The sequence below is a fragment of the Paraburkholderia dipogonis genome (assembly GCF_042680985.1).
GTDB lineage: Bacteria > Pseudomonadota > Gammaproteobacteria > Burkholderiales > Burkholderiaceae > Paraburkholderia > Paraburkholderia phytofirmans.
On record NZ_JBHUFR010000019.1, the window covers coordinates 1 to 4,585 of the forward strand.

The following is a 4,585-nucleotide window of genomic DNA, read 5'->3' on the forward strand; positions in this document are numbered from 1 at the left end:
CAGGCTGAGGCCCGCAACCGTCGTCCCGAGCAGACGACGACGCCGCAAATTGATCTGGTCAGACATGGCGATTCCCCTAAAAGATTAAGCGCTTGCGAGCCGTGCCGGATCGCTCTCACTGAAAGATGGCCCCAACGGCCGCAAGCGGATAGCCGGATCGAGACGGGTCCACGGAAGATCGACGGGATCGGCAGCCATCGGCCCCGGCGCTTTCGCCACGAGGATCGCCTCGGCGATAGCCTCGAAATCCGCGCGAAAATGCACCGAACTCTTGTTGACGAGAATCTTCATCTGCTCGGGTTCGATGCCGGCCACGCGGAACAGGTTGCGATCGAACACCTGCATCTTGACCGAGCTCACCGCAATCCTGACGCCTTCGATCCGCAAACAGGCAACCGGCCCCAACTCGCCTTGCATGCCGTTGAGCATCGGGCCGTCGAAACGGAAACGTCCGTCCGACAGGTGCTCGACTTCGAACACGCCTTCCAGCGGCGAATCGCCAGGCACTCCGGAACGTCCTCCCAGCGCGAGTGAAACGCGCGCGCCCACACCCGCGCGATGCGCCGCTGCCGCAGCCTGCGCATCCCAGATCACGCCGACCGCCGCGCCGGTGGCGCCATTGCGCAACAGCGCGCGCACCATCCCCATTGTGTTCGAATCGCCGCCGACGCCCGGGTTGTCCTGCGTGTCCGCGATGATGACCGGCTTGGCCGCGGAACTGCTCACGCGGATTGCTTCGAGCGCCGCTTCGTCGGGCGTCAGGAAGGGCACATCCCAGCGCGCTTCCTCGCCGGCGATCTTCGCGAACAGCGCGTCCGCTGCGTGTTCTGCCGCCGCTTTGTCGAATGCGTAAGCCCAGATCGTCGGGCCGCACTCGGGAAAATCAGCTGCGGGAAAGCCCGGCGCAAACGAGACGGTCACCACGGACCGCTCTTCGAGATCCTCCAGCAACCGGTACATCCCACGTGCAGGCTCAACCAGCGTGCACATGCCGTTCACGGGAATCAGGAATGGCACTCGACGCACCGCCCGGTGCAACGAACGCCCTTCACGGATCAGATCTTCGAGAAGCCGCGCGGCGCGCTCGCCGGTCTCGGCCATGTCCACATGAGGATAGGTTCGATACGCCACGAGCGCACTCGCGTGTTCGAACATGCGAGCGGTCACGTTGGCGTGCAGATCCAGCGACACGACCACCGGCATGCGCGCGCCGACGATCCGGCGCACGCGTTCGAGCAGTTCGCCTTCGCCATCGTCGTGTTGCTCGGTCACCATCGCACCATGCAGGTCGAGATAGATCGCGTCGAAGCCGCCGGCCTCGACAGCGGCGAGAATCTCGCCGCCGATCCGCTCGAATGCGTCCGTCGTGACGTGCGCCGATGCGCTGGCGCCCGCCCAGCTCACCGGCTTCAGTTCATGCCCGTTCGCTTCCATGACTTTGATGAAGCCGCCGATCGGAACATTGACGTCGCGTAGTCCGAACACGTCGTCGCCGCGGACCATGGGCGGAAAGCCCTCGCCCTGAACGAAGCTCGAATAAGACGCCTTGGTGGGCGCGAAAGTATTGGTTTCATGCTGGAAACCGGCGATCAGGATTTTCATGTGTTTCACCTTTTATCAAACGACCTCGTAAAAAATCCACGAGATGATAGGGATGCCTATCTTTTTGATTTCGACAAAGACTTTGCCATGCAGACTCGGCAGCCGTCAGTCCTGCTTGAGCGTCAGCTTGACGGTCATTATCAGAATGGCGGCCAACGCGGCCGCGCCAGCCATGACGAAGAGACCGGTATGCATACTGCCTGTCGATGCCTTGGCCCAGCCGACTACCGCGGGTCCCCAAAAGCCGCCGGACAATCCCACGGTATTGATGAGCGCGATGCCGCCTGCCGCCGCCGTTCCCTCGACAAGCTGGGACGGAATGGCCCAAAAAACCGTATAGGCCATCCAGAGGCAAGCCGTTCCCAGCGTCAGCGCCACGAGTGTGAGCGTCACATTGCCGTCGGCGAAGATCGCCGCGATCAGGCAGATCGCCGCGCCGAGCGCCGGAATCGCGCAGTGGTAGCGGCGCTCGCCGACCCGGTCCGAGCTGCGGCCCGCGAGGTACATGCAGACGGCGGCCGCGACATAAGGAATCGCGCTGTACCAGCCGAGGCGGATCGTGTCGCTCACGCCCTGCTCTTTCAGCAGCGTCGGCAACCAGAAGCTGATCGCATAGATGGGAAAGATGATGCTGAAGTAAGCGAACGCGAGCACATAGACTCTCGGGCTCTTCAGCACAGCCTTGAACGAGTCCGCGCGATGTTCGGTCGGCGCGGTTTCGCGCCCCAGCAGCAACTTTTCGTCGTCGTTCAGCCAGCGCGCCTGCTCAGGCCGGTCGGACAAGACGCGCAGCGTCAGCAGGCCGAGCGCGATGCACGGCAGGCCTTCCACGAGAAACATCCACTGCCAGCCGGCCAGGCCGCCGACGCCGGAAAGACTCGTCATGAGCCATGCGGACACCGGGCCGCCGACAATCCCGCCGAGCGGTCCGGCGACGAACACCAGCGCAATGGCGCGCGCCATCCGCGCCGGTCCATACCAGCACGACAGGTAATAGATCATGCCCGGCGCGAAGCCCGCCTCGAACACGCCGAGCAGAAATCGCATGGCGTAAAAGGCCGGCACGCTGCGCACGAACAGCATGCACGCCGACGTAATGCCCCACAGCACGAGAATGCGGCTGAAGGTCCGGCGTGCGCCGACTTTCGGCAGCATGAGATTGCTCGGCAGTTCGAACAGAACGTAGCCGATGAAGAAAATGCCCGCGCCCACGCCGTATGCAGCGTCCGAAAAACCCAGATCGGTCTGCATCTGCAGCTTGGCGAAGCCGACGTTGACGCGGTCCAGATACGCGAACATGTAGCAGGCCACGAGAAACGGCAGCAGCCGCCAGTTGAGCTTGCTGTAGAGCGCTGAGGCAGGATCGCCGGCGGCCGATGGATGGATTGCTGACATGCGTGTCTCCCGGTTTTGCGTCCGTGGGCCCGTCGTGCGGGTTGAGTTGATGGTGGCAGGGCAAAACCTCACTAGCAAGAGCAACTAAGTTCACATATCGTTGCCCTGTAGACAACGCTAATCCAGCGCCGGAGCGAGCAAATGCGAGAAATCAACCAGCAGCGTCTTCGGTATTTTCACGAAGTGCTGACCCACGGCACCATCCGCGGCGCCGCCGACCACCTCAATACGTCGCCCTCGGTCATCACGCGGCAAATCAAGCTGCTCGAAGACGAATTGGGTACGGTCCTGTTCGAACGCCAGGCGCGCGGAGTCAGGCCGACGGAAGCCGCGGCGCATCTGCTCGAGTTCTGGCAGGGCTACCGGTCGCAGCAGGAAAAACTCGAGGACCAGTTGCACGCGTTGCGGGGGCTTCAGAAAGGGCGTATCCAGCTGTCCATCAGCGAAGGTTTCGTCGACACGCTCGTCGACAACGTGCTGGCGCCGTTTTGCACGCGCTATCCGCACCTGGACATCAGCATGACGACGCAGGCCGTGGACGCGCTGCTGGACGACGTGGCGGAAAGCCGCGCGCATATCGGGCTGGCGTACAATCCGCCGCCGCATCCACGTATTGAATATCGAGCCAGTTCGCACCAGCCTGTTGTGTTGCTGCTGAGGAAAGACCATCCGCTCGTCAAACGGAAAGGGCCTGCGGGTGTCGACGATCTGCGCGCCTATCCGCTCGCGCTGATGCCCTCTACGTTCGGCATCGGCCATGTCGTTTCGATGCTGGAGTTGGCAGAGAACGTGGTGATCCGCCCTACGCTGACGACGAACTCGCTGAGCGCGTTGAAGCGTTTCGTGACGGCGGAGAACTTCGTGACGCTCATCGGAGAGTTCGCCGCATATCGTGAGCTCGCCAGCGGCGAGTTGACCACGGTCCCGATTGCGCATCCGTTGTTCGAAGGCGCGCAGGCGCGCGTGCTGGTCAAAACCGGCCGGCCGCTTGCAGCGGGGCCGCTCGAACTGCTCAAGTGGATCGAGGAACGCATGCCGATGTTCGCTGCGTCTAAAGCGAAGGAAAGCCCGCGGCGAAAGGCAGCCGGACGACGGAACGGTTGACGGCGCATGGCGTGCGCAAGTGGCTGAACGATCGGCCTCGGAACGAACCAACGGGCCGCAGCGATCTTGCATATCGCTGCGGCCCGTCTTTGTGAAGCAGGCCTTTTGCCTTAGCAGCCGAAAGCGGCGGCCGCGTGACGCGCCTCTGTAACCCGCGCTTCGCCTAGAAACGTGCGACGTCGATCACGGCATCGGCGAATGCTTTCGGCGCTTCCTGCGGCAGATTATGTCCGACACCGCCGCCGATGTTCCGGTGCGCGTACTTGCCGGTGAACTTCTTCGCGTATGCCGCCGGATCGGGATGCGGCGCGCCGTTCGCGTCGCCTTCCATCGTGATGGTCGGCACGGCAATCGTCGGCGCCGCGGCCAGGCGCTTCTCCAGTTCGTCGTATTGCGGCTCGCCCTTCACCAGCCCCAGACGCCAGCGATAATTGTGAATCACCACCGCGACATGGTCCGGGTTGCTGAACGATTGCGCCGAGCG

3 protein-coding genes and 1 pseudogene are annotated in these 4,585 nt (G+C 63.1%); 1 reads left to right on the forward strand and 3 read right to left on the reverse strand.

Annotation, left to right across the window (positions count from 1 at the left end):
- Positions 1-84 precede the first annotated feature (84 nt).
- Complete coding sequence (locus ACFSNN_RS25720) at positions 85-1,602, reverse strand: M81 family metallopeptidase (protein WP_134463101.1); 1,518 nt, start codon at positions 1,600-1,602, stop codon at positions 85-87.
- Between the two features lie 105 nt (positions 1,603-1,707).
- On the reverse strand, positions 1,708-2,997 hold the full coding sequence (locus tag ACFSNN_RS25725) for an MFS transporter (protein ID WP_134463099.1): 1,290 nt from the start codon (positions 2,995-2,997) through the stop codon (positions 1,708-1,710).
- A 141-nt stretch (positions 2,998-3,138) separates the two neighbouring features.
- Between ACFSNN_RS25725 and ACFSNN_RS25730 the strand changes: the two genes are divergently transcribed.
- Positions 3,139-4,101: a LysR family transcriptional regulator gene (locus ACFSNN_RS25730; protein WP_134463097.1), complete on the forward strand. Its 963-nt coding sequence runs from the start codon at positions 3,139-3,141 to the stop codon at positions 4,099-4,101.
- 163 nt (positions 4,102-4,264) lie between these two features.
- On the opposite strand, the pseudogene ACFSNN_RS25735 reads toward ACFSNN_RS25730, so the two are convergent.
- Positions 4,265-4,585, reverse strand: a pseudogene (locus ACFSNN_RS25735) (alpha/beta hydrolase); the annotation flags it as partial.